The following is a 22,611-nucleotide window of genomic DNA, read 5'->3' as shown; positions in this document are numbered from 1 at the left end:
TACCAAACAACTACACCCCGGAGCACACCATCATGAAACGCCAAATCCTCCTCAGCATCGCTTTCTCGGTTTTTGCAGTTAACGCTTTCGCCGCTACCGCTGCTCACCCGGTTGTCGCTGAAGGCGGCTCGGATCGTCTGATTGAAAGTCGTGTGGCTGAAGGTGGCTCGGATCGCCTGATCGAGAATCGCGTTGCTGCTGATGGTTCGGATCGTCTGATCGAAAACCGCGTTGCCGCTGATGGTTCGGATCGCTTGATCGAGAACCGCGTTGCCGCTGATGGTTCGGATCGCTTGATCGAGAACCGCGTTGCCGCTGATGGTTCGGATCGTCTGATCGAGAATCGCGTTGCTGCTGATGGTTCGGATCGCTTGATCGAGAACCGCGTTGCCGCTGATGGTTCGGATCGTTTGATCGAGAATCGCGTTGCCGAAGGTGGTTCCGACCGCCTGATCGAAAGCCGCGCTGCATGAATGAATAGCTCTACAGCAGTACTCAACAAAAACCCGGCCTCACCAGCCGGGTTTTTTATGGTTAACGCATCGAATTTCAGGCAAAAAAAATCCCAGGCAGCTGATGGACGCCTGGGACTTAAAAATGCATAAACCGTGGTGGTGAACGCGGGGCGAATATTACGGAATATTTCGCCCTGTAACAAGATATTTTGATTCACCAATCAGTTACTAAGTCTGCTAACCCCTTATATATCCACACTATTTTTAAGGTTTCGCTAGAGGAACCAGCGATACTCACGCGCATTGATGTCCTGCATGAATGCCAGATGGTCCTGACGCTTGTTCTCACAATACACATCGACAAACTCCGCCCCCAAACCCTCGCGCAGCGGCCCATGGCTTTGCATTGAACCCACGGCTTCCAGCATTTCCCGCGGGAAATCGACCCCGCTGGCACGGTCTTCGTTGAGTGACGGGATCGGTTCGCGACCGACTTCCAGTCCTTGCTCCAGCCCTACCAGAATCGCCGCCAGCACCAGATACGGGTTGGCATCGGCGCCCGCGAGGCGGTGCTCGATCCGCAGGTTTTTCGCGTCTGAATCAGGCACCCGCAGGCAAGCGTCACGATCTTCGAAGCCCCAACTGGCACGTGTCGCGACGTTCACCGTACCGCTCAAGCGACGCATGGCGTTGTGATTCGGCGCAAAGATCGGCATGCAGTGCGACAACATTTCAAGGCAACCAGCCACCGCGTGACGCAACGTCTGTTGCCCGTTCGCTGCCAACAGGTTGTTCCCGGCTTCATCGTATAGGCTGACATGCACATGCATGCCACTGCCGGGGTGCTCCAGGTAGGGTTTGGCCATGAAGCTGGCTCGGTGATGGTGCTTGAGGGCCACGCCGCGTGTGCTGCGGCAGAACAGAGCGGCCCAATCAGCAGCACGCAGACCGTCATCCAGATGACCGAAATTGATCTCGAACTGGCCAGGGCCCAGCTCGGCGGTGATCACCGTGGCATCGATGCCTTGGGCTCGCGCGGTCTCGACCATTTCATCGAGCACCGGCGCAAATCTCGACAGCCGCTCGATGTGCATGTTCGGCTGATCATCCGCATCACCTGTGAGCGCATCGCGGGGGAACTGAGGCAAGCCGTCTCGTAACTGGCTATCGAACAGATAGAACTCCAGTTCAAACGCAACCACCGGGAAAATCCCTTTGCGGCCGAGCCGCTGCAGCACCTGCGCCAATACTTCGCGCGGCTCGAAGACGATGGGGTTTTCTGTGCCGCTTGAGGTGATCAGCATCTGCCCCAGCGGCTGTTTTTCCCAGCTCACGAGTTTGAGCGTACCGGGCACCAGGCGACGGGGTGCATCCGGATCGCCGTCGTTGAAACAGTAGTCGCCGATTTTGAACAGCCCGCCCTGGGTACCCAGCAACACGCAGTTCTGCGGCAACTTGAGCGCGCTGCCGGTGGCCACTTTTTCGAGCATGTCGATCGGGTAGCGCTTGCCGTAAAAATGCCCGGGGATGTCCAGGGAAATCAGGTCCACGTAACGCACATCCGGGTAGCGCTGACGAAACGCGCGAACCTCGGCCAGCAGATCAGAGCAGACAGCATCCATCGTTGTGTTCCTTGTTGTTTTATCAGGTGTAAACCCAAAGCACTCGAGTGAGCTGGTCCGAGAGATTGCCGTAACGACAATGGGTATGACTGGCCAGTTGAAAACTGTCACCGGTGCGCAATGTCACCGGCTGATCGTCATCCAGCCACAGCGTCAACTCACCCTCCAGGACGTAGCCACCCTGCTCCGAGCTGTCATTCATATGCCGATCACCGCTGCTGGCGCCGGGCTCCAGTTGGCTTTCAAGCATCGAGAAGGACGCGCACATTTTCGGCGAGACCAGGATGTCGGTAATGCCGTCGGCGTAGTACAGCGTGCGTCGCTCATCCGGTCGGGTCACCCACGGCAAGGCCATGGGTTTGGGCAAACTGTAGAAATAGGTGGTCGGTACGCCCAGGGTTTCGCTGATGGCCGTCAGGTCCGCCACCGTGGGGCGCGACAACCCGCGCTCGACTTGCGAGAGAAAACCGACGGAGCGACCGATTTTGTCCGCCAATTCCTTCAGGGTGTATTTTTTGTGTTTGCGCAGGTCCTGGATCAGGATCGCCAGCGCCGAGATTTCTTCTTGCATGTCCATCTAATGGCTTCCAGAAATTGACGCTTCAAATGCTATCGCGTAGTCGATACCAGGCCTTGCCGATGGCTTCCAGCGGGGCCGCCAGGTATTGACCACCCGGAAAGCTGCCGTTGACCAGCCCCTGGTACAAGGCCAACTCATCCGGCTGGCCGAGTATCGCGTCGGATACCGCTCGCGCTCCGGCCAGTGTCGGCAACACACCATGCCCGGAGTAACCCTGTAGCCAGTAAAGATCGCCGCGCCGCCCGATATCGGGCGTGCGCTTGAGCGTGAGGTCGATGTGTCCTCCCCAGGCAAACTCCAGTTCGATGCCCTTGAGCTGAGGAAACACACGCTCCAGATACGGACGGGTCGCGGCAGCGATGTCCTTCGGCATGCCGCCAAGGTAGGTGCAACCGCCGCCGAACAGCAGTCGGTTATCCGGTGTGCGCCGGAAATAATCGAGGACAAACTGATTGTCGGTGACGCACACATTGCTCGGTATCAACGCGCTCGCCTGTTCCTTCGTCAGTGGCGCGGTAGCGACCTGATAGGTGCCGACGGGCAACACACAACTCGACAGTTTCGGATCGAGCCGATCCAGGTAGGCGTTGCACGCCAGCACCAGCACATCGGCCCGAACGCGACCGCGTTCAGTGGTGACCACGTAGCGGCCACCCTCTTCGCGATAATTCAGCGCTTTGCTTTGCTCATGAATGCGGCCACCGGCACGTTCGATTGCAGCGGCCAGGCCAAGCGCCAGTTTCAGCGGGTTCAAATGCCCGCCTTCGGGATCAAACAGACCGGCCTGATAACGCTCGCTGGCAACCCATTGCGGCAACTGCGCACGCGGGATGAATTGCAAACCATCGTGCCCCCACTTGTGACTGGCCTCGTGTTGCCACTCTGTCAGCAGATTGACCCGTCGCGGCATCACTGACGTCCAGAGGTGGCCCGGCCGATAGTCACAATCGAAATCATGGCGTCCAGGCAAGTCGCGCAACTCCCGCGCCGCCCAGCGCATGCCGTCCCACAACCGGCGCGCGCGTTCATAACCCAGCGCGGCCTCCAGCGGCGGCATGTCACACGACCAACCGAGAATCGCCTGACCACCATTGCGCCCCGAGGCCGCCCAAGCCACCCGACTGGCTTCCAGCAGCGTCACGCGTTTGCCGGCCAGGGCCAGGCGCAAGGCGGTATGCAACCCACTGAAACCGGCGCCGATGATCAGCACTTCGGTGTCCAGCTCGCCCTCCAGCGCCGCTCGATTGAACAAGCGATCAGCGCAGGTGTGAGCGTAATAGCTGGCGACGTGCTGGGTGGATTGCTGAAACATGCGGGCCTCATGAAATTTTGTACTTATAATTTCATGAAAAAATACATGGTAAATTTCACAAGCGCAACGCTCCATCACGCAAAAAAAAATCCCGTCCAGGAGAACCCGGACGGGATTTTTGTCAGTAGATCGCGTCAGCGAGACAGCGCTATTGGCCTATCAGGCAATCGGGATCAGTGGGTCCGCGGCTGCCCAGGCTGCTTCGCGGTTGGCTACCGGTGGGTAGATCCACTGGGTGTTGATTTGCGTCTTGAGTGCCTTGCCTTCCTGCTTCACCAGTTTGACCTGACGGTCCCAACCTTCGGTGTACACCGCGCCCCAGGCCCCAAGATCCAGGCACGTCACATACTTGGGCTGGCTGTACGGCGTCGGGTCGACACCCAAAATCTGCGCGGCGACGTTGTTGCCGGCGTGACGGCCCAACACGATGGCGTGCTGGCAAGTCATCAAGGCGTAGTTACCAATGTCGTCGGTGGCTGCATAGGCAACGTCGCCGGTGGCGAAGATGTCGTCCTGGCCAATGACTTTCAGATGGCTGTCCACATGCAGACGGCCAAGGTGATCGCGTTCGCCAGGAATCTGCTCGGTCAACGAGCTGGCACGTACACCGGTGGTCCAGATCACGGTTTTAGAGTCGATGCGCTGGCCATCGGACAGGCTCACACCGTTTTCATCGACGGAAACGACTGACGCGTTCAAGTGCCATTTCACGCCGGTTTCACTGCTGGCTTCCTCGATCGATTTAGCGATTTCGGGGCCCATGGAACCGCCAATTTTATCGCCACGGTCAACGATGATCACGTTGATGTCGCCACGATCACCCAGAATTTCCCGCAGGCGCGCCGGCATTTCAGTCGCCGTTTCGATCCCGGTGAAACCGCCACCGGCCACCACTACGGTATTTCGAGCCTTGCTTTGCGGCTGGTCGGCCAGGGACTTGAGGTGGTTTTCCAGGCGAACGGCCTGTTCGATCTGGTCGACGTCAAACGCATAGTCGGCCACACCCGGTGTGTCCGGTGTGGCGAGACGGCTACCGGTGGCCAGAACGAGTTTGTCGTAGCTGCACACCTGTTTGGCGCCCGAAGCGTCGGTGTAGCCGACTTGTTTTTGCTCGACGTTAATCGTCTCGGCGGCGCCCTTGATGAACTTGACACCGACTTCATCGAACAGATCGCCGATCGGAGCAGCCAGTTGGTGGGCATTGGGCTCGTAGAAACGCGGACGAACACGCAGCTCGGCCTGAGGCGCCAGCACGGTCACTTCAACGTCATTGTGACCATGGATGTCGAACAAACGCGTGGCGCTCAACGCCGTCCACATGCCACCAAACCCTGCACCGATAACCAGAATATGTTGTTTCATTTGTAAGCTCCGGGGATAACCAAGTGATGAAAATTGTTTTGGGCCGGGCTCATTGAGAGCATGCGAACACGACGCCTCTGCCAAAGCGCGTTCTGCTGTCGACCTGACAACTACGACTCTATTGATCCTAGTTAAACGCTGCAACCTGTTTTTTACGATGGTTGCAATCGATCAAATTGATACCTCCGCCTGAGCGCAGGAAAACCAATAGCAGCAAGGGCCTATCAATCAGGATAAAAATCCCTCGCGAAATATATGGCTCGTTGCCTGGCTCACTATCAGCTGCTAACATTTACGACTAAATTTGTCGGAGATCGATATGTCTCTTTATAGCGCGGGCGTTGAGTACGGCATTCATTGCCTGATTTTTCTGGTGGGGAATGGCGGCGACACCCGTGAGGCGAGCGTGCGCGACCTCGCGGAGCTGCAAGGCGTGCCGTTGGACTATCTGGCGAAAATCTTCACCAAACTGGCCAAGGCAAAACTGGTGGTGGCCACCGAAGGCGTGCGTGGCGGGTTCAGGCTGGCCCGGCCTTCAGACGAAATCAGTCTTCTGGATATCGTCAATGCCATCGACGGCCAGAAGCTGATCTTCGATTGCCGAGAGATTCGCGGTCGGTGTGCCTTGTTCGAAGGTTCCGCGCCGGAGTGGGCGCTGGACGGTCACTGCTCGGTCCATGCCGCCATGATGACCGCACAGAAACGCATGGAAGACGCCCTCGCCCAGCAGACCATTCTTGACCTTGCAAGAAGGGTTGGGCGCAAGGCCCCGGCAGAGTTCGGCGTGCAGGTGGAAAACTGGATGAACGAGCGCCGGGAAAGGAAAAGTGGTGCGAGCACCAGTGACGACACGCTCATCCAAGTGACGGATATCTCCGGTTGATGCTTACAGACAGTCGCGCACGGCCTTGCGCAGTGCGCCTGTTTTCGCCCAAGGCGGTCCCTGGTAAAGCGATACGTGACTGCCATCCTTCGACTTCACGATATCCACAATTTCGTCTGCCGTGATGATGCTGGGCGCAGTGATCCTGTAGCCATTGGAAATCGCCATTTGAGTGGTGCTGGGTATCTCCCGCTGCCAAAGTGGCAGAACGCACGCGGCGTAGTTTTTTGGCACCTTTTCGCTGAACTTGCTGACATTCGGCTCACCTGGCACCAGGGAGGCAGGCAACGAACAGCCCGCCAGCGAACCCAGCACGATTCCCCCAATCAACATCCGCATAACGCTTCCTTATCCCGAAAAAAATAAAATGTAGCGCGTCGTCAACCAGACATCCATCTCAATGGGTCGCGTCGTGATCGCCCGGGTCCGGATAGGACCGTGCGTTCAGATAGGTCATCCATCGTTCATACGCCTCATGCTGCCATTGTGTGACCCGCTCCCATTCCGGGCCGCTGAGCTGATGTGCGGAAATCAGTTTCATCATTTCCGTGGTGGCCGCGTCCAGATCGACGATCAGCTCATGGGCGTGAAATCGAAAGTCATCGGTAGTCGTCATTTGAAGTTGCCTCGCCCTAGCGAACATTCATTACTTCAGTACGACATCAGATCTGCACAGTTGCGTTCATTTTCCCGACAGAAGGCTGTACTCATGGTTCAGACGAACAAACCGTCCCGAGCGGGGAAATGGGTCTAAAATTTTGTAGCGGAGATGTTCAGGAGGTCATCATGTGGCTTAACGAATCTGAAAACGAACTGAGACGAGACCTGCAAAGCGTTGCGTCGGACCTGAGATGGTCGGCGGTGGAGCTATTGCGCATCGCGGACCAGTTAAAGCAGGCCGGCAATGATGTGGATGCGCACGCGGCCCTGCGGCTGTGCGATTTGTTTCAAGGCGATGAACAGCGATTGGCGGGCTATGCCGAAGAAGTGAAAGCCAAGACCATCAGTCGAAACAAGCATGACAGCTCCGGCGGCATGAGCGGAGGCGGCGGTTCTCCTGAACCATGAAAAAGCCCCGGTTAACCGGGGCTTCAAGCGCACTATTGATCTGACTTCTGGCTGATGACAGGCCGGTTCGATCTGGCCCTGTAGCCGGGAAGCGACGCCGCATAGGCCAGTGCTTCTTCTCTGCTACCAAAGGATCCAAGGCGGTCACCTTGGGTGCACACCCGCCACGGGCCATTGTTCACGCTGAGTACGTCATATCCGTTCATGTGCATCTTGTTGAGCATCGGAACACTCATAGTCACCTCCTTTTCGGCAGTGATTAGCCACGATTGACTTGGCTACCTTACACCCGGCCCTTGCCGAAGTGCAGACCAGACGTCGCGCCAGCGATTGCACGCTCCATTGCACTTTCAACGTTGCGGACAACTCCAATCTTTCAAGCACGTGCCTGGCCGGCCTCGGCTTGAATATTGCATTTTTATGACTGTTTTATGACAACTGGCGGTTAAGTGACACATGAAAGTACGCGCGACAGTCATCTGCGAGCATGACCGGCATATTCTCCTGGTGCGAAAGTCCGGCTGTCGCTGGACGCTGCCCGGCGGAAAGGTCGAGCTCGGTGAAACCGTCGCGGGCGCGGCCATGCGCGAACTTCACGAAGAAACCGGGCTCGGGGTCGACGGTTTGCTGTACTTGATGGAACTGGAAACGGGCAGCACCCGGCACCACGTCTACGAGGCGTCGGTGCTGGGTGAAGCCCGCCCGCAAAACGAAATCTTCGATTGCATCTGGTATCCGCTGGACGCGGTGCAGAATCTGAACACGAGCGACGCCACGCTGAGGATCGTTAAAGCGTTCCAGCGTCGCTTGTAGGTTATTCAGCCCTGATCGCCGCCGCCGACCGGCATGATCATGCCCGTGATGTAGGACGCCTCGTCGCTGGCCAGAAATAGAATGGCAGCCGCCTGCTCATCCAGCGTGCCGTAGCGTTTCATCAAGCTGCTGTCGAGGGTCTGGTCGACAATCTGTTGATACCACACCTTCTCTTGCGCGCTCTGCTCGGCACTGTTGCGCGGAACCATCCGCGGCGGCGCTTCGGTGCCACCCGGCGCGGTGGCGTTGACCCGCACGCCACGTCCGGCGGTTTCGAACGCCAGGCACGCGGTCAGCGCATTGACACCACCCTTCGCCGCGCCGTACGGCACGCGGTTGACGCTGCGGGTGGCAATGGAAGACACGTTGACGATCGCGCCACTCCCCTGTTCAAGCATGATCGGCAACGCGGCATGGCAGCACCATAACGTCGGGAACAACGAACGGCGGACTTCAGCCTCGATCTGCTGTTCTTCGTAATGCTCGAACGGCTTGGCCCAGATCGTCCCACCGACGTTGTTGACCAAAATATCCAGACGGCCGAAGCGCTCGACGGTGGTTTGCATCACGCGGCTGCATTCGCTGTATTGCTCAAGGTCGGCGGTCAGTGCCAGCACCTGACTGCCCTGCCCCAATTGCTTCTGCACCTCGAACACCAGGTCCGAGCGATCGACCAGAATCAACCGCGCACCTTCCGCCGCCATGCGTTCGGCGACACGCCGACCAATGCCTTGAGCGGCACCGGTAATCAGCGCGACCTTGTCGTGAAATCTGTTCATGGGCACCTCATGCCGCGCTGGCGGCAAACTTCTCGTAGTAGAAATTCGCCGGAGCGATACCTTTTTCGCGAATGAACTGGCTGACCGCCTCGACCATCGGCGGCGGACCGCACAAGTAGACATCGACGTCACCATCGTTCAGATGCTGCGGCTCGATGTGTTGGGTCACGTATCCCTTGAGCGGGTGCTGGCTGTCGGGGCTGGCGACACAGGCGCTGAAGCTGAAGTTGGGGATTCGGGCCGCGAAGGCTTCGAGCCGATCCATTTCCACCAGGTCGAAATCGTTGGTCACGCCGTAGATCAAATGCAGCGGATGTTCGCTGCCCTGCTCGGCGATTTTCTCCAGCATCGCGGTGAACGGCGCCAGACCGGTGCCGCCGGCCAGCAGCAACAACGGACGGCGGATGTCGCGCAGATAGAAACTGCCCAACGGCCCCGCCAGGCTCATGCTGTCGCCGGCCTTGGCCATGCCGGTGAGGAAGCTGCTCATCAAGCCGCCGGGCACGTTGCGAATCAGGAAGCTGACTTCGCCATCACGCTGCAGCGAGCTAAACGAATAGGCGCGAGTCAGCTCGCTGCCGGGAATCCCGAGGTTCACATATTGCCCCGGCAGGAACGCCAGTTTGCTCAGGGCTTCACCCTTGATCGACAGCGCAATGGTGCTGTCGGACAACTGACGCACAGCGCTGATGGTGGCGTCATAGCTGGTCTGACGGGTGCGGCAGACATCCGAAGAGGTCGGCACGCGGACCACGCAATCGCTCTGGGCACGCATCTGGCAGGTCAGGACAAAACCTTGCTCGGCCTCGTCGGCACTGAGCGCGTCTTCAATGTATTCCTCGCCCAGGTCGTAGGTGCCGGCCTCGGCGAAACACTTGCAGGTACCGCAGGCGCCGTCGCGGCAGTCCAGCGGAATATTGATGCCCTGGCGGTACGCAGCATCGGCCACGGTTTCGCCGGCATTGGCGTCGATGAACCGAGTGACGCCGTCTTCAAAATTGAACGCGATGGAATGAGTCATGACGGCTGCCTCACAGGTGATAAACATCGATGACCTGGCGAACGTAGTCGTTCTTCAGGATCACTTTCTTGGCCTTGATCAGCGGGTTTTTACCGCGAACATCGAGGGTGTAGAAACTGCTGCCGAAATAGCTGTCGACGGTCTTGTAGCGAAAGCTCAGGGTGTGCCAGTTGAAGCGCACCTTGCAGAGCCCGTCGGCCTGTTCGAGCAGCTCGATGTTGCTGATGTTGTGGGAGGTGCGGGTGTCCGGGATGCTCGCACTGGAACGCTCGGTCTTGATGCGGAAGATACGGTCTTCCAGGCCGGTGCGATTGCCGTACCAGATCAGCGAGATTTCCCGCTGCGGGTCCTCGGTCAGTTCATCGTTGTCGTCCCAGGACGGCATCCAGTACGTCGCGTCCGGGGCGTACATCTCCAGCCACTCGTCCCATTGCTTGTCATCGAGGTAGCGCGCTTCGCGGTAGAGAAAGTCGCGCACGGCATCAAAGGTGATGGTCATTGCACGGCCTCCACAGCGATCAATCCGGACTGTTCGGCAGCCAATGCCTTGAGCATCGTTTGCTGCCAATACTTGTGTTGCAGCACGAACAAACCTTCGTCTTCGGTGCGCACACCGCTGAGCAGCGGATGCAGATCGATTTCCTTGGCCGCCTCATCGGCGCCTTCGACCCAATGCTCGGCGCCACGGGACATATCGTTCCACGCCGTGACGCTGCCCTCATAGCTGGTCTGGCAGGAGCGAAACTCTTCTAGATCGTCCGGGGTGGCCATGCCGCTGACGTTGAAGAAATCCTCGTACTGACGAATCCGGCTCGAACGCGCGGTGTCGCTTTCGCCTTTGGGGGCGATGCAGTAAATGGTGATTTCCGTGCGGTTGACCGAGATCGGCCGGGCGATACGAATCTGCGAGCTGAACTGGTCCATCAGGTACACGTTCGGGTACAGGCACAAGTTGCGCGAGTTCTCGATCATCCAGTCGGCGCGGGCCTTGCCGAAGTCCTGGGCCAGTTCGTCGCGACGCTCGTACAGCGGACGATCTTCGGGGTTCGACCAACGGGTCCAGAGCAACATGTGGCCCTTGTCGAAGGAATAGAAACCACCGCCCTGCTTGGCCCAACTGCCGGCACTCATGGTCGGATTGCAATCGCCGGCCTCGCGCTGCTTGCGCTGGTTCTGGGTGGCCGCGTAGTTCCAGTGCACGGAGCTGACGTGATAACCATCGGCGCCGTTTTCGGCAGTGAGTTTCCAGTTGCCTTCGTAGATGTAGCTGGAAGAACCGCGCAGCACTTCCAGGCCATCGGCGGACTGGTCGACGATCATGTCGATGATCTTCGCCGACTCGCCCAGATGCTCGACCAACGGCACCACATCAGCCTTCAGGCTGCCGAACAGGAAGCCGCGATAGGATTCGAAACGCGCAACTTTGGTCAGGTCGTGGGAGCCTTCGCAATTGAAGCTCGCCGGGTAGCCGGCCGCTGCCGGGTCCTTGACCTTGAGCAGCTTGCCGGAGTTGTTGAAGGTCCAGCCGTGAAATGGGCAGGTGTAGGAGCTTTTGTTGCCGGACTTGTGCCGGCACAGCGTCGCGCCGCGGTGGCTGCAGGCGTTGAGAAAAGCGTTGAGCACACCGTCCTTGTTGCGCGCGATGAAGATCGACTGGCGCCCCATGGTGGTGGTGTAGAAATCGTTGACGTTGGGGATTTGGCTTTCGTGGGCCAGGTACAGCCAGTTGCCTTCGAAGATGTGTTTCATCTCAAGGTCGAACAGCCGCGGGTCGGTGAACATCTCGCGCTTGCAGCGATAGAGGCCCTGTTCTTTGTCATCTTCGAGCAGGGAGTGAAGGTATTCGGGTCGCAGGGACATGGCCGCCGCCTCCATTGTTTTTATTCAGGCAGGGCCATGCTAGGACGGGGGGATGGGGCGGACTATCCGATGGGTGCAGACCTGTATCCGTTTTGTGCAGAGGGGATTTTCAGCAGAAACCGGGCCTGCCGAAATGCATGTCCACCAAGACTCGGACCCTGTGGGAGCGGGCTTGCTCGCGAAGGCGGTGTGCCAGGCAAGATCAATGTCGACTGACACGCCCTCTTCGCGAGCAAGCCCGCTCCCACAGGGTGTCGAGCTGTGCTCAGTGACGGCGCTTGAGGGTATCGGAAGGCAACTCGCCGAACTGCTTGCGGTAGCTGTCGGAGAACCGCCCCAGGTGCAGGAAGCCGTAATCCATCGCCACTTCCGTGACGTTGCGCACGTTGCAGGTCGGGTCGCTCAGGCAGGCGTTGATGCGTTCGAGTTTTTTCTGCCGGATATAATTTTTCGGCGTGGCACCCGCATTGCGCTCAAACAACCCGTACAGCGAACGCAGGCTCATCCGCGCCTGGCGCGCCAGTTCTTCGCTGTCGATGTCTTGCTTGAGGTTGCACGCGATGTAATCGGCGATCGCCTCGAACGTGGTCGACTGCGAGCCGAGACTGATGCGGCTGACATTGGTCTTCATCAGGCTGAGCATCTTGCTGACGATGATCTGCGCGTAGTGCTCCTGCACTCGGGGAATCTGCTCGGTGGCCTCTGCCTCCTGGCAAATCATCGCCAGCAGACCGACAAAACCTTCCAGCTGATCGAGCTGATAACGGTTTTCCAGAAACCGCACGCCCTGCCCCGGATACCGCCAGCGCTGCTCCTCACACACCGATTCCAGCAAGCGGGTGGGGACTTTCAGGATGAATTTTTCGCAATCGTCGGAATAGGTCAGGTCCACCGGATCGTCCGGGTTGATCAGCAGCAACTCGCCGGGAGCGAAGTAGTGTTCCTGGCCATGGCCGCGCCACAGGCAATTGCCACGCAACAGCACTTGCAGGTGATAGATGTTCTCCAGCGCGCCCGAAGTCACCCGCACGCTACCGCCATAGCTGATGCGACACAGGTCAAGGCTGGCAAACTTGCAGTGATTGAGACTGGCCAGCGGCTGCCCGGCCCGGGGCATCAGGATGCAATGATTGCCGACATGCTGATTGACGTAGCCCGACACGGCGTAAGGATCGGCGTGGTCGAACACTGTGCTGCGCTGACTCAATAATTGCGCTTGCATCATCGGGTCACTCTCATTGTTGTTATGGTTTGCATCAGACCATTCTTGAACAGTGCTCGCAACAGTGTGTCAGTAGCCTGAGATGTTGGATGTGCTGGCCTCTTCGCGAGCAAGCCCGCTCCCACATGACCACGAGATAAACGGTCGGTTATCTCGTGGTCCGGTTCCGCTGTTCGAGGATATCAGTCCTCGAGCGCGCGGACCCGCTCGTGGCGCTGCTGTTCATCGGGTTGCGCGGATGACTGCAGGGTGAAATCGAAATCGATTTCAGCAAAACGACCACTGACACCGTGCGCCGCTGCGCGCTGTGGATCGTCACTGAAGGTGATTTTGGCAATCAGCTCGTCACGGGTGGCATAGGCAAAGTCGTCGTGCAGGTATTGATCGCCGTCGAGGTTGATCTGGGTGGTCAGATGGCGATGATCCGGCGCGGAGATGAAGAAGTGAATGTGCGCCGGCCGCTGGCCATGACGGCCCAGTTGATCGAGCAGTTGCTGGGTCGGACCGTCCGGCGGGCAACCGTAGCCCGACGGCACGATGCTGCGAAAGCGATAACGACCCTCGGCATCGGTGACGATGCGACGACGCAGATTGAATTCCGATTGAGTGGTATCGAAATAGGAATACGTGCCGCCCGTGTTGGCATGCCACACATCCACCACCGCTCCGGCGAGTGGTTCACCAGCGGTGTTGCGCACCTGGCCCTGCATGAACAGCACCACCCCCGGATCGACGCCATCATCCAGCCGCGCTTCGGCATTCGACAGCGGCGCACCCGCCACGTACAGCGGCCCTTCGATGGTCCGCGGTGTGCCGCCAGCCTTGCCGGCCTGCTCGTCTTCGGCGTCCATCAACAGGTCGAGGTAATGTTCCAAGCCAATCCCCGCCACCAACAGTCCGGCCTCCTGACGCGCACCCAGCACGTTGAGGTAGTTGACGGCTTTCCAGAACTCTTCTGGCGTCACGGCCAGGTCTTCGATGATGTTCACCGAATCGCGCAGGATGCGGTAAACCAAGGCCTTGGTGCGTGGGTTACCGGCGTCGTTGAGCAGGCCGCTGGCCTCTTCGAGAAACTTCTGGACACTGGCAGTGTGGGAAATCTTGACGTTCATGGTGGTTCCTCATCTTGTAATTATTAGCGTAGCGAACTGAACAGGCTGGGTTCAGCGGTCATCCTCGCGAATCGAAGAAGGATGCCGGCACATCGCGGTGACCTCGATGGCCATGTACGGGTACAGCGGCAGTTGCATGAGCAGGTCGTGCAGCTCTTGAACGCTGTCGACATCGAACACGCTGTAATTGGCATAGAGCCCGGCGATGCGCCACAGGTGCCGCCACTTGCCCTGCTCTTGCAGGCGCTGGGCCAGGGCTTTCTCGTCAGCCTTGAGCTTGGCGGACGTTTCCGGATTCATGTCGACCGGCAGATTCACGGTCATTTTTACGTGGAACAGCATGATGCACTCCTCAAACGTGATGAAGGACAGTGGAGGTCTTGTCGCGACGGAAAAACGCCAGGCGCTCTTCATCCAGGCTCAGGCCCAGGCCCGGTGTTTTCGGGACGTGCAACTCAAAATCGCGATAGACCAGCGGCTCGCTGAGAATGTCTTCGGTCAGCAACAGCGGACCAAACAACTCGGTGTCCCAAGCCAGTTTATTCAGGGTAATAAAGGCGTGGGCCGACGCCAGGGTGCCAATTCCGCCTTCGAGCATGGTGCCACCGTAAAGGCCAATACCGGCCGCTTCCGCGATGGCGGCCGTTCGCAGCACGGCGCGTGGGCCGCCGTTCTTGGCGATCTTCAGGGCGAACACCGAAGCGGCGCCTTCGCGAGCCAGATTGAACGCATCTTCTACGCATTCGATGGATTCGTCGGCCATGATCGGCGCCGGGCTCATGGCGTTCAGGCGCGCCATGCCGGCGCGGTTATTGCGCGAAATCGGTTGTTCGATCAGGTCGATGCCGTTGGTGCCCAAAATCCGGCAGGCGCGCAACGCAACCGCTTCGTCCCAGGCCTGATTGACATCGACCCGCACACTGGCGCGGTCGCCCAGGGCTTTCTTGATCGCAATGACATGGGCTAGGTCGCGATTGACTTCGCCGGCACCGATTTTCAGTTTGAAAATCCGGTGGCGGCGCAGGTCGAGCATTTCTTCCGCTTCGGCGATGTCCTTGGCGGTGTCACCGCTGGCCAGGGTCCACGCCACCGGCAGCGCATCGCGAACGCGACCACCGAGCAACTCGCTGACCGGCAGGCCGAGGCGCTTGCCCTGGGCGTCGAGCAAGGCGGTTTCGATACCTGATTTGGCAAAGGTGTTGCCACGGATGCTGCGTTCCAGGCGCAACATCGCGGCATTCACATTGCCGCTGTCCTGGCCGAGCAGCAACGGCGCGAAGTGTCGGTCGATGTTGGTTTTGATGCTGTCGGGGCTTTCGTTGCCATACGCCAGGCCACCGATGGTGGTGGATTCGCCGACGCCTTCAATGCCATCGGCGCAGCGCACGCGGATGATCACCAGGGTCTGGTTCTGCATGGTGTGCATCGCCAACTTGTGCGGGCGGATGGTCGGCAGATCGACGATGATCGTCTCGATCGATTCAATGGCTGTTGCAAGCATGTCGATACCCGTCAGGTTCTTGAAGTTCTGCAACCGATTCTCGTACGGCTTTTTCCGGGCGGCCAATATAGAATTGGTCTGACTCGATACCTTTAAGGTATGCAACCGACTGACTTCAGGAGGCCCTATGGAACTGCGTCACCTGCGTTACTTTCAGGTGTTGGCTCAAACCCTCAACTTCACCCGCGCCGCCGAACTGCTGCACATCGCCCAGCCGCCCTTGAGCCGGCAGATTCAGCAACTGGAGGACGAGCTCGGGGTGCTGTTGCTGGAGCGTGGGCGGCCGCTGAAGCTGACCGACGCCGGGCGGTTTTTCCATGAACATTCCACTGCGCTGCTGGAGCAACTGGGCAAGGTCTGCGACAACACACGACGGATCGGTTTGGGCGAAAAGACCTGGTTGGGTATCGGCTTTGCACCCTCGACCCTCTATGGCGTGCTACCTGAACTGATTCGCCGCTTGCGCAGCGGTGAGCCCTTGGAGCTTGAACTGGGGCTCTCGGAAATGACGACGTTGCAACAGGTGCAAGCGCTCAAGGCCGGGCGTATCGATATCGGTTTCGGCCGAATCCGCATCGACGACCCGGCCATCACCCAGACTGTCTTGACCGAAGACCGCCTGGTCGCCGCCCTCCCCGCCGGCCACCCGTTGCTGGCCGGGCCGATCAGCCTGCGCGAACTGGCGAAAGAACCCTTTGTGCTGTACCCCGGCAACCCGCGCCCCAGCTACGCCGACCATGTGATTGGCCTATTCGAATCCTATGGCGTGAGCATCCATGTGGCGCAATGGACCAACGAGTTGCAAACAGCCATCGGTCTGGTGGGGGCAGGCATCGGGGTCACGCTGGTGCCGGCCTCGGTGCAGTTGCTGCACCGCGACGACATCGGCTTTACCCCGCTGCTGGAAGACAACGCGACGTCGCCGATCATCCTCAGCAGGCGGGTTGGCGACGTGTCGCCGGGGTTGAATCATTGTTTGCGGATGATTGATGAGCTGCAACCGCGGGACTCACCAGTATGCCCGCCGTAACCCGGCGTGCATTTCAACGCGCATCCCCATCCCAAAGCCAGTTCCAGATGCCCGGCAATTCAACCGGGGCTGAACTGTCCCTGACGGTGCGCGCCGTGGCCGCCCGTTGCAGCGCTGCCGTATCGTCGTAAAAAGGCTTCTCTGCCAGTTTCAACCCGGTTGAATGGGCGCTATCGAGGAGGATTTGCAGGTATTCGCGAGTATGCCGGGCGGTGTAGCGATTCAGGTCATGGAACGTTACCACCACCGGAATCACGCCATCCACCACCGGCAGTTCTCCAAGGGCGATGCGTTCGCGCACTTCGGACAGTGAGCGCAGCATATGAGCTCGCCGCCGCGGGCTGGCGTTGAAACCCCAGACCTTACCGTCATTGGCACTCAGGTCGGTCAGCAGCACCTGCAGGCCATGCTGCTGATAGGCCGCGAAAGTGCGTTTGTCGTAGTTCCAGAACGGTGGACGCAGCAACGTCGGTGGCGCGCCGGTGATCGCGGCGATATCGGCGCTGCCGTTGCTGAGGGATTGCTCCAGCTCTTCATCGTCCAGGGAGCGATGATTGCTGTGCCCGGAGGTGGCGGTGTGCAAGCCCAGAATGTGACCTTCGGCGTGCTCCCGGTGCATGATCTGGCGCCCCAACTCACTGCCACCGGCCCGTGAGGCACGGGTCTGCACGAAGAACACCGCTTTGATAGCCGGTTGCAGCGGGTTAAGCGCAAGGCTGTCGAGCACGGTGACGGTAGGATTCCAGAAGCTCGATGCACTGGGACCGTCATCGAAGGTCAGCAGAAAACGGATCGGTGCTTGCGCGCGCAGACGCTGTTCGGTCTGCGGCGTCATTTCGATGGGAGCAGCGATGCAACCGAGCAGACCGACTGCGATGGCGAACGCCGATAGAACCTTGACCAACTGTTTCATGTTTTGCCTTGGGCCAGACCGTTACGGTCAACACTTCAAATGGCAAAAACCCCTCGCCCTTTCATCCTTGGTTGGCCCGCACGTCGCTGCGAGCCCAGGTTGGATAAGGGTAGACAGTGTTTGGTTCCGGCGCTGACCGGCATGTTGGTTATTGGGCAAACGCCTGCTGGAAGGAGTTGTCGATAATCGGCGCCGTGGCCAGTGCGGCCGGCAGTGCCTTGACCTTGAACAGGAAGTCCGCGGTGCTCTGCAAATCCTTGGCGGCCTGCGCATCCACCGGGCCGACGGTCATGTGCGCCTGGCGCAACCAATGGCGCGAGACGTTCTGATCGAGGTTGGCCTTCTTCGCCCACAGGTCGGCGTACTCGTCCGTGTGGTTGTCGACCCAGACCCGGGCTTTTTTCAGGCGCACCAGGAAGTCGGCAATGGCTTCGCGCTTGCTGTCGATCGAGGGCGTCGACGCGGCGATGGCGCTCAGGCCGGGCATCAGGTTCTTGGCGGTCAGGATCGGTCGCGCGCCAGAGAACAGAATCTGCTGCGAAATGTAGGGTTCCCAGACCGGGAACGCGTCGATGCTTCCTTGAGGCAACGCGGCTGCGGCATCGATTGGCATCAGTTTGATGAAGTCGACGTAGTCTTCCGGCAGATCAGCTTTTTCCAAGGCGCGCAGGGTCAGTTGCTGGCTCCAGGCGCCGGGCCAATAGGCGACTTTCTTGCCCTTGAGATCGGCGATCGTCTTGACCGGCGAATCCTTGGGCACCAGCAAGGCGATGGTGTCCGGGTTCTGCCGCGAGACGCCGATCAGCTTCACCGGCGCTTGTTTGGCGGCGAGAAACAGGAAACCTGAATCGCCGAGAAACCCCAAGTCCAATGCGCCGGTGTTCAGCGCTTCGGCCAGCGGCGCGGCGGCCTGGAAGTGCTTCCAGTCGACGGTATACGGCGCCCCTTCCAGCACACCCGATGCCTCGACCGAAGCGCGAACGTTGTAGTAGTTCTGATCGCCCACATGCAGGACGACAGGCTCGGCGGCGTAGGCAACTGGCGCGGCAAACAGGGCGCTGGTCAACAGACCGCGTACGAATCGGGACAGGTTCATCGGGGGCTCCTTGAGAGTGAATGCGATAGACCATAACGCTCTTACAAGCAGCTTCTGAAATTCGATTTACGCATAAGCTCATGACCGGTCACGAACAGTGTTTGCCCAGCAACAGTGACTCAACAGACTGTGTTCCCCGGAACAGCGCTGAGGTGAGCCTGGTCAGTTTCCCGAGACCAGTTTGAGCCCGATAACGCCGGCCAGAATGACCACCAGGCAGAAGATTCTCAGCGGTGTCGTGGCGTCGCCCAGCAGCGCCATGCCCAGAATCGCGGTGCCCGCCGCGCCGATTCCGGTCCAGACCGCGTAGGCCGTTCCCACTGGAAGCGTACGAAGGGAGAGTGAAAGCAGAAAGACACTCGACAAGCCGGTGGCGGCCGCCAGGAGTCCTGGGGTTAATCGGGTGAAACCTTCAGAGCCCTTCATGAAGAAGGCGAATGCGATTTCGAGAAGGCCAGCGAGGCCAAGCAGTGCCCATGCCATAAGTAAAAGGTCCGTTATGTCGACTCGCCAGGCGCTGCCGCCTGGCGAAGGTTGTGGGGATCAGGCTTTTTCAGAGGCCGCGGGTGTCGAGCGGAACGTAATGCCGAATCGGTTGAAGGCGTTCATCAAGCCGATTGCATAGGTCAGGTCAGCCAGTTCTTTATCGCTGAACTCAGCCGCAGCCGCCGCATAGTCGGCATCGGGAACACCGGTTTCGGCCACACGGGTGACGGTTTCCGCCCAGGCCAGTGCAATGCGTTCACGGTGACTGAACACGTCGCCTGCATCGCGCCATACGGGGACCAATACCACCTTGTCCACCGCAACACCGAGTTTGAAAAGGTCGCGAGAATGCATGTCGATGCAATAGGCGCAGCCATTGATCTGCGACACCCGCAGGTACACGAGATCGATCAGTTCTGGTGCGAAGCCGCACTTCTGAAGGTAGACATACACGCCACCGAAAGCCTTGTAGCCTTCCGGCGAGGCGCTAGCGTAGTTGAGACGGTTATTCATGATGGTTCCTCATGTGGGCTGTTTGAAGGACTCCATCGTGCTGCGGCTTGGCCTATGTTAAAAGGTCCATGATCTATCTTGAGTTCTAGGCCATGACCCAGCCCGTCAACCGTTTTTCACCCCTCGACCCCACCTCCAAAGAACCGATCTACCGGCAAATCTACTGGCGGTTTCGCGGGGCGATCACCGACGGTCTGCTCACGCCGGGAGACCGGATTCCCGCGGCGCGGGCACTGGCCAAGGAACTCGGTCTGGCGCGTGGGACCATCGATACCGCGTACTCACTCCTGACCGCCGAAGGGTACATCCAGTCACGTGGCCAGGCCGGCACCGTCGTGGCGCCGGGCATCAGCGTCAGGACAGCCGCTGCCCCCTCCGAGCCAATATTCAATCCGGCCAAAAACAACTCAGTCAGGAACAAGGCGCCGGTCCTGCCCTTTCAAATGGCCCTCCCAGCGCTGGATGCCTTTCCGCGAAAAATCTGGGCGCAAATCGGCGCACGGTGCGTGCGCGCCACGCGGATCGCGGACATGGCCAATCCGTCGGTCTTTGGCCTGGAGTCGTTGCGCACCGCAATCGCCACCTACCTGCAAGTTGCGCGGGGCATTACCTGCCAGCCCGCCCAAGTGTTCGTGACATCGGGCTATCGAAACACCCTGGCCTTGATCGCTCACGCACTGCTGAAACCCGGAGACCAGGTACTCGTCGAAGACCCCGGCTACCCCCCTACCCGCCAGTTGCTGGAATATCTTCAGATTCAGGTCGCCCCCGTTCCGGTTGACCAGGACGGCATGCGGGTTGCGCAAGGTGTGAACAGCGCGCCGGATGCACGTGCGGCAGTCGTCACGCCGGCCCATCAGAGCCCGTTGAGCATGTCACTGTCGCTGCCACGACGCCTGGAACTGCTGGAATGGGCGAGCCGGCAGCAAGCCTGGATTATCGAAGACGACTACGACGGCGAGTACCGCTATATCAGCCGCCCGCTGCCCGCGCTCAAGAGCCTGGATCGCGATGGCCGGGTGCTTTATGCCGGCACCTTCAGCAAGGTGTTGTTTCCTGGCATCCGCCTCGGCTATCTGGTGGTGCCCGAGGCGCAGGTCGAACGTTTCGAACACGTCAGCCAGACCTTCCTCGGCGGCTGCCCGGAACTCACGCAAGCGATCGTCGCGACCTTTCTGACCGAGGGCCATTTTGCTCGGCATATCCAGCGCATGCGCAAACTGTACGGCGAACGCCGGGAAGCGACCGCCCGAGGGCTCAAGAAAGTCCTGGGCGACCACATCCGCCTTGATGCCCAGCCTGGCGGCATGCACCTGATCCTTCGATTTACCGAGCAGCAGTCCGACCGTTTGCTGGTCGAACGCTTGCAGCAAGTGGGTATCTACGCCGAAGCCCTGACCGATTGGGGAATCTGTGCCGAGATGGACGCCGCGCTGCTGCTCGGCTTTGCCAATATCGACTCGCAGGACACTGCCGAACACCTTGGAAAACGCATCCTGGCGCTGTTGTGAAGGGATGGGTGCCAATGATCATGGCCTATTACAACACCCGATTCTTGGACCTTTTCCACTGATCCAAGAGATCCCATGATGGACCCTGTTCCCCACGCACACCACAGGATCCGACATGAAAATACTGCGCGTGATTTGCAGTCCACGAGGGGCATCCTCCGAGAGCTATCGGCTCTCGCAAACCCTCATCAATAACCTGATCGACAGCCATCGCGGTTGTGATTTCAAGATTACCGAGCGCGGCGTCGGCGCACTCGCGCATGTCGACGCGGAGTACGCCGAGGCCGTGAGCACACGGCGAGACCCCTCAAACACAGGCGTGGCCCATGGCGCCTTGCTTCAATCCGAGCAGTTGATTCGAGAATTGGAAAGTGCCGATTACCTGGTGATCGCAACGCCGATGCATAACCTGACCATTCCTTCAGCATTGAAGGCCTGGCTCGACCATGTGATTCAAGCAGACAGAACATTCCGGATTACCCGTGAAGGCAAGGTCGCCTTACTGCGCGACCGTCCCGTCTTCGTCGCCGTCTCCTCGGGTGGAACGTTCTCTACCGACAATGCCCAGCAACCTGACTTCCTGACGCCTTACCTGAAAGTGGCGCTGGCGACGATTGGCTTGCTGAACGTGAAGTTCTTCTCTGTTGAAGGGACCGCTCAACAGCCCAGTGCCTTGAACGCCACGCGAGAAAATACCGCACGGGAAATGGCGGCTTATTTTTCGAACCGCCTGCCAGTGGCCGTTTAAATCACTCAATCCTCCGTGCAATCAACCGGTAAAAATCGATGCCCACACCCACGACTCTGCGCAGCATTGCTGTGTTCTCCGGTTCCAACTTCGGCTACAACCCCGAGTATGTCGAAGGCGCAAAAGCGTTAGGTCGGGAAATTGCAAAACGCGGCCTGCGCCTGGTTTATGGCGGTACCGACAAAGGGTTGATGGGCGTCATGGCCGATACGGTGCTGGCCGAGGGCGGTGAAGTCATCGGCATCATTACCCGTCTGCTGTCCGACCTCGGGCACCTCCACCCTGGCTTGACCCGGCATGAAGTGACGCATGACATGCGCAGCCGCAAGACGCGCATGAGTGATTGCGCCGATGCATTCATTGCCTTGCCTGGCGGGTTGGGGACATTTGAAGAGTTGTTCGAAGTGGCGACATTGACGCAACTGGGTGAACACCACAAAGGCGTTGCCTGCCTGAACATCGGCGGCTTTTTCAACCCGGTGCGCAGCCTTCTCGACCATGCGGTGAAAGAAGGCTTCATGAAAACCGAACACAACCAGATGCTGATCTTCAACACCGATCCGGCAGCCCTGATCGATGCGCTTGAACAGTGGCAAGCCCCGACCGTCACGAAATGGATTGGCCCTGCGGGTGCCTGATCACGATTTCCGGCCTTGGTGATGCTGCTCCCAAAACTTTTCACCAAGGCCTTTTTTATTCGTGCTTGAAACCGGTGCCTTGCCTT

Annotated in this window: 27 protein-coding genes; 8 read left to right on the top strand and 19 right to left on the bottom strand. The window is 59.2% G+C overall.

Annotated features, from left to right (window positions below):
- Window positions 1–32 precede the first annotated feature (32 nt).
- Window positions 33–473: a phage infection protein gene (locus ACA055_RS11880; protein ID WP_497683799.1), complete on the top strand. Its 441-nt coding sequence runs from the start codon at window positions 33–35 to the stop codon at window positions 471–473.
- Between the two features lie 257 nt (window positions 474–730).
- Here ACA055_RS11880 and ACA055_RS11875 read toward each other — a convergent pair whose 3' ends face one another.
- From ACA055_RS11875 to ACA055_RS11860, 4 genes are all read right to left on the bottom strand, one after another.
- Window positions 731–2,077: a glutamine synthetase family protein gene (locus tag ACA055_RS11875; RefSeq protein WP_497683798.1), complete on the bottom strand. Its 1,347-nt coding sequence runs from the start codon at window positions 2,075–2,077 to the stop codon at window positions 731–733.
- Window positions 2,078–2,099: 22 nt separating this feature from the next.
- Window positions 2,100–2,654: a helix-turn-helix domain-containing protein gene (locus tag ACA055_RS11870; RefSeq protein ID WP_497683797.1), complete on the bottom strand. Its 555-nt coding sequence runs from the start codon at window positions 2,652–2,654 to the stop codon at window positions 2,100–2,102.
- Between the two features lie 25 nt (window positions 2,655–2,679).
- On the bottom strand, window positions 2,680–3,969 hold the full coding sequence (locus ACA055_RS11865; RefSeq protein ID WP_497683796.1) for an NAD(P)/FAD-dependent oxidoreductase: 1,290 nt from the start codon (window positions 3,967–3,969) through the stop codon (window positions 2,680–2,682).
- A gap of 159 nt (window positions 3,970–4,128) precedes the next feature.
- Window positions 4,129–5,331, bottom strand: a complete 1,203-nt coding sequence (locus ACA055_RS11860; RefSeq protein WP_497683795.1) for an NAD(P)/FAD-dependent oxidoreductase — start codon at window positions 5,329–5,331, stop codon at window positions 4,129–4,131.
- Window positions 5,332–5,650: 319 nt separating this feature from the next.
- On the opposite strand from ACA055_RS11860, the gene ACA055_RS11855 reads away from it, so the two are divergent.
- Window positions 5,651–6,214, top strand: a complete 564-nt coding sequence (locus ACA055_RS11855) for an RrF2 family transcriptional regulator (RefSeq protein ID WP_497683794.1) — start codon at window positions 5,651–5,653, stop codon at window positions 6,212–6,214.
- 3 nt (window positions 6,215–6,217) lie between these two features.
- Here the strand turns inward: ACA055_RS11855 and ACA055_RS11850 are convergent, their stop codons facing one another.
- Both ACA055_RS11850 and ACA055_RS11845 read right to left on the bottom strand, forming a co-directional pair.
- Window positions 6,218–6,553, bottom strand: coding sequence for a hypothetical protein (locus tag ACA055_RS11850; RefSeq protein WP_497683793.1), 336 nt, complete (start codon window positions 6,551–6,553; stop codon window positions 6,218–6,220).
- Window positions 6,554–6,611: 58 nt separating this feature from the next.
- Window positions 6,612–6,830 carry a hypothetical protein gene (locus ACA055_RS11845; protein ID WP_497683792.1) on the bottom strand — a complete coding sequence of 73 codons (219 nt, stop codon included), beginning with the start codon at window positions 6,828–6,830 and terminating at the stop codon, window positions 6,612–6,614.
- Between the two features lie 170 nt (window positions 6,831–7,000).
- On the opposite strand from ACA055_RS11845, the gene ACA055_RS11840 reads away from it, so the two are divergent.
- Window positions 7,001–7,282 (top strand): hypothetical protein, encoded by a 282-nt coding sequence (locus ACA055_RS11840; RefSeq protein WP_497683791.1) that lies wholly within the window; start codon window positions 7,001–7,003, stop codon window positions 7,280–7,282.
- A gap of 32 nt (window positions 7,283–7,314) precedes the next feature.
- Here the strand turns inward: ACA055_RS11840 and ACA055_RS11835 are convergent, their stop codons facing one another.
- Entirely contained in the window at window positions 7,315–7,518 is a 204-nt protein-coding gene (locus tag ACA055_RS11835) for an SPOR domain-containing protein (RefSeq protein WP_497683790.1), read from the bottom strand.
- Window positions 7,519–7,738: 220 nt separating this feature from the next.
- Between ACA055_RS11835 and ACA055_RS11830 the strand changes: the two genes are divergently transcribed.
- Window positions 7,739–8,095 (top strand): NUDIX hydrolase, encoded by a 357-nt coding sequence (locus tag ACA055_RS11830; RefSeq protein WP_497683789.1) that lies wholly within the window; start codon window positions 7,739–7,741, stop codon window positions 8,093–8,095.
- Window positions 8,096–8,100: 5 nt separating this feature from the next.
- Here the strand turns inward: ACA055_RS11830 and ACA055_RS11825 are convergent, their stop codons facing one another.
- The 8 genes from ACA055_RS11825 to ACA055_RS11790 all read right to left on the bottom strand — a co-directional run bounded on the left by ACA055_RS11825 (window position 8,101) and on the right by ACA055_RS11790 (window position 15,590).
- The gene (locus tag ACA055_RS11825; protein WP_497683788.1) at window positions 8,101–8,874 is read right to left on the bottom strand and encodes a 1,6-dihydroxycyclohexa-2,4-diene-1-carboxylate dehydrogenase; all 774 of its coding nucleotides are present in this window, start codon (window positions 8,872–8,874) and stop codon (window positions 8,101–8,103) included.
- Between the two features lie 7 nt (window positions 8,875–8,881).
- Window positions 8,882–9,895, bottom strand: coding sequence for a benzoate 1,2-dioxygenase electron transfer component BenC (gene benC, locus ACA055_RS11820; RefSeq protein ID WP_497683787.1), 1,014 nt, complete (start codon window positions 9,893–9,895; stop codon window positions 8,882–8,884).
- 10 nt (window positions 9,896–9,905) lie between these two features.
- Window positions 9,906–10,394, bottom strand: coding sequence for a benzoate 1,2-dioxygenase small subunit (gene benB / locus ACA055_RS11815; protein WP_497683786.1), 489 nt, complete (start codon window positions 10,392–10,394; stop codon window positions 9,906–9,908).
- Entirely contained in the window at window positions 10,391–11,755 is a 1,365-nt protein-coding gene (benA, locus tag ACA055_RS11810) for a benzoate 1,2-dioxygenase large subunit (protein ID WP_497683785.1), read from the bottom strand. The genes benB and benA overlap by 4 nt, the downstream gene beginning before the upstream one ends.
- A 265-nt stretch (window positions 11,756–12,020) precedes the next feature.
- Window positions 12,021–12,980: an AraC family transcriptional regulator gene (locus ACA055_RS11805; protein WP_497683784.1), complete on the bottom strand. Its 960-nt coding sequence runs from the start codon at window positions 12,978–12,980 to the stop codon at window positions 12,021–12,023.
- 179 nt (window positions 12,981–13,159) lie between these two features.
- Window positions 13,160–14,089 (bottom strand): catechol 1,2-dioxygenase, encoded by a 930-nt coding sequence (catA, locus tag ACA055_RS11800; RefSeq protein WP_497683783.1) that lies wholly within the window; start codon window positions 14,087–14,089, stop codon window positions 13,160–13,162.
- A 51-nt stretch (window positions 14,090–14,140) separates the two neighbouring features.
- Window positions 14,141–14,431, bottom strand: a complete 291-nt coding sequence (gene catC, locus ACA055_RS11795) for a muconolactone Delta-isomerase (protein ID WP_497683782.1) — start codon at window positions 14,429–14,431, stop codon at window positions 14,141–14,143.
- Window positions 14,432–14,441: 10 nt separating this feature from the next.
- On the bottom strand, window positions 14,442–15,590 hold the full coding sequence (locus ACA055_RS11790) for a muconate cycloisomerase family protein (protein ID WP_497684390.1): 1,149 nt from the start codon (window positions 15,588–15,590) through the stop codon (window positions 14,442–14,444).
- A gap of 127 nt (window positions 15,591–15,717) precedes the next feature.
- Between ACA055_RS11790 and ACA055_RS11785 the strand changes: the two genes are divergently transcribed.
- Window positions 15,718–16,620: a LysR family transcriptional regulator gene (locus tag ACA055_RS11785; protein WP_497683781.1), complete on the top strand. Its 903-nt coding sequence runs from the start codon at window positions 15,718–15,720 to the stop codon at window positions 16,618–16,620.
- A 13-nt stretch (window positions 16,621–16,633) separates the two neighbouring features.
- Here the strand turns inward: ACA055_RS11785 and ACA055_RS11780 are convergent, their stop codons facing one another.
- The 4 genes from ACA055_RS11780 to ACA055_RS11765 form a co-directional block, all read right to left on the bottom strand.
- Entirely contained in the window at window positions 16,634–17,533 is a 900-nt protein-coding gene (locus ACA055_RS11780) for a polysaccharide deacetylase family protein (protein ID WP_497683780.1), read from the bottom strand.
- Between the two features lie 148 nt (window positions 17,534–17,681).
- Window positions 17,682–18,629 carry an ABC transporter substrate-binding protein gene (locus ACA055_RS11775; RefSeq protein ID WP_497683779.1) on the bottom strand — a complete coding sequence of 316 codons (948 nt, stop codon included), beginning with the start codon at window positions 18,627–18,629 and terminating at the stop codon, window positions 17,682–17,684.
- A 162-nt stretch (window positions 18,630–18,791) separates the two neighbouring features.
- The gene (locus tag ACA055_RS11770) at window positions 18,792–19,112 is read right to left on the bottom strand and encodes a DMT family transporter (RefSeq protein WP_497683778.1); all 321 of its coding nucleotides are present in this window, start codon (window positions 19,110–19,112) and stop codon (window positions 18,792–18,794) included.
- Window positions 19,113–19,172: 60 nt separating this feature from the next.
- Entirely contained in the window at window positions 19,173–19,628 is a 456-nt protein-coding gene (locus ACA055_RS11765; protein WP_497683777.1) for a carboxymuconolactone decarboxylase family protein, read from the bottom strand.
- A 92-nt stretch (window positions 19,629–19,720) separates the two neighbouring features.
- Here ACA055_RS11765 and pdxR point away from each other — a divergent pair, with 92 nt between their 5' ends.
- From pdxR to ACA055_RS11750, 3 genes are all read left to right on the top strand, one after another.
- Window positions 19,721–21,139 carry a MocR-like pyridoxine biosynthesis transcription factor PdxR gene (pdxR, locus tag ACA055_RS11760; RefSeq protein ID WP_497683776.1) on the top strand — a complete coding sequence of 473 codons (1,419 nt, stop codon included), beginning with the start codon at window positions 19,721–19,723 and terminating at the stop codon, window positions 21,137–21,139.
- A gap of 115 nt (window positions 21,140–21,254) precedes the next feature.
- Window positions 21,255–21,887: an FMN-dependent NADH-azoreductase gene (locus ACA055_RS11755; protein ID WP_497683775.1), complete on the top strand. Its 633-nt coding sequence runs from the start codon at window positions 21,255–21,257 to the stop codon at window positions 21,885–21,887.
- A 38-nt stretch (window positions 21,888–21,925) separates the two neighbouring features.
- The gene (locus tag ACA055_RS11750; protein WP_497683774.1) at window positions 21,926–22,525 is read left to right on the top strand and encodes an LOG family protein; all 600 of its coding nucleotides are present in this window, start codon (window positions 21,926–21,928) and stop codon (window positions 22,523–22,525) included.
- Window positions 22,526–22,611: the final 86 nt, after the last annotated feature.

The organism is Pseudomonas sp. LBUM1657 (genome assembly GCF_059716075.1).
Note: the sequence above shows the minus strand (reverse complement) of the source record. Positions and strands in the feature narration are given on the sequence as shown.